Consider the following 1,766-nt stretch of genomic DNA (forward strand, 5'->3'; position numbering starts at 1 on the left):
ATCCACCCGTTCGGGGAAGTTATCTGTCCGGCCAATCGACCCGCGGCAAGACAGGGCCATAGGCCATTAATGTGTGTCCGGTGCCTCCTCCTTCCCCGTGTTGGCGCGGCTAAATCCGATTCCGCATACTCCGGGTCCTTCATTCGTGGAGGGTGCTTGGCCTCGCCTCAGCACTCAAACGCACCTGGCCCGAAACGAAGGTCCAGCGCTGCCTGGTGCATGTTCAGCGCAACGTCCGGGTGCTCTGCTCACGCTGCAGCGAACGGGACCTGGTGGTACACCCACTACCGGCTCCGCCGCCTACCAGTTGATGGCACGCTGCGTCCGTCAGGAAGTGCTCTTCACCTACCTGCACCCCGACTTGGCCACGCTGCAGATCGCTTCCACGACCAACCTCTACCAACGCAGCGAGGACCCCCGATCGGCTTGGAAACTGATCCGGCCCGAACACTACGTCACGGTGACAACAACCACTGACGAACTCGAAGAAGAACCGGTCGGACCGGCAGAACTCGATACCGCTGCCATCGCGGAAGAAGGCCGGGGCCGCGCAGGATGGGCCGGCAGAACCTGACACGCCCGGGCCAGACACACTTTTATGGCCTATAACCCTCAAGACAAGTCGCGCAGGCCAAGCCCTGAGATCTATCGGTGCAACGGATTCGGCGCCTACGACGGTTGAAGACGACCACCCCGAGGCCCAGGGCGGCCGGATTAACCGAAAGAGCCGGAGCAGCAGGCGTTGGGGGGTATCCTGCAGCTCCGGCTCTTCCACGCCCGGGCCCAAGCCCGGCCGGCGCGGTCGGGGCCCCCGTTCCGAGCCCCACCGTTGGTCTGAGCATATCCGGCAGGTCCGTCGGTCGCGATGGGGAGAACTACCCATCCGCCGCGCAACTATTTCGGCCGCGGGAACCGTTAGGATGTGGGCGCCCCTCGAACGGGACGTCCTGCAGCCCGCCGTGGATTGCACGCCCCTCGCGCCCGTCGTGGCGGGAGAGGATACTAAGGGCCGTGGGACTGTTGAGCAGACCGCCTGCCCCCTTTGCCGATCGGCGGGATGCTGCCCGACAACTGGCGAACGAGTTGGGGGGATACCGCGGCCGCGAGGACGTCACGGTGCTGGGACTTGCCCGTGGCGGCGTGCCCGTAGCCGCGGTGCTGTCGGATGAACTCGGCGTTGCCTTCGACGCGCTCATCGTCCGTAAGTTGGGTATCCCGGGCCAACCAGAGGTCGCCTTCGGTGCCTTGGCCGCCCACGGCGGGCACACCGCCGTCGTGATGGTGGACCATATTGTGGCAGAACTGCAACGCCGCAATTTCAGCGCGGAGCGCCTGCAAAGCGTCCAGGACACGGAGCGCATGGAACTGAAGCGGCGACAGGACGCCTACCTTCGCGGCCGGACACCAATGGTCGGCGGCCGGACGGCCATTCTCTGCGACGACGGACTGGCGACCGGCGCCACCATGAAGGCGGCGATCCTGGCAGTCCGGCAAAACGGGCCGCGGGAGGTTGTTGTCGCGGTCCCGGTGGGCCCACCGCAGACTTGCGCCGAGCTCAAGAAACTGGCCGATGCCGTCTACTGCCTGCGCCAGCCGAACGGCTTCAGGGCCGTCGGCGAGGCATACCGGCAATTCGGCCAGGTCAGCGACGAAGAAGTACTGGCCCTGCTCCCCCAGTAGAACTGCATGCCGGTTAACAGCAGCGGACCGCCGCCGGCATGGCTGCCGGCGGCGGTCCGTCTCAGTAGTCCCGCGGAGGCCCCAGG

Annotated in this window: 2 protein-coding genes and 1 pseudogene; all 3 read left to right on the forward strand. The window is 66.1% G+C overall.

Going from position 1 to position 1,766, the window contains the following annotated elements; all coding sequences use genetic code 11:
• Positions 1 to 158: 158 nt before the first annotated feature.
• Positions 159 to 311 (forward strand): annotated as a pseudogene (locus tag AC5RWT_RS37060) (transposase); the annotation flags it as partial.
• Positions 311 to 574, forward strand: a complete 264-nt coding sequence (locus AC5RWT_RS37065) for a hypothetical protein (protein WP_494084566.1) — start codon at positions 311 to 313, stop codon at positions 572 to 574. The pseudogene AC5RWT_RS37060 and the gene AC5RWT_RS37065, both read left to right, overlap by 1 nt.
• 437 nt (positions 575 to 1,011) lie before the next feature.
• Positions 1,012 to 1,680 carry a phosphoribosyltransferase gene (locus tag AC5RWT_RS37070; protein WP_494084567.1) on the forward strand — a complete coding sequence of 223 codons (669 nt, stop codon included), beginning with the start codon at positions 1,012 to 1,014 and terminating at the stop codon, positions 1,678 to 1,680.
• Positions 1,681 to 1,766: the final 86 nt, after the last annotated feature.

The sequence above is a fragment of the Arthrobacter sp. Dra40 genome (genome assembly GCF_059091905.1).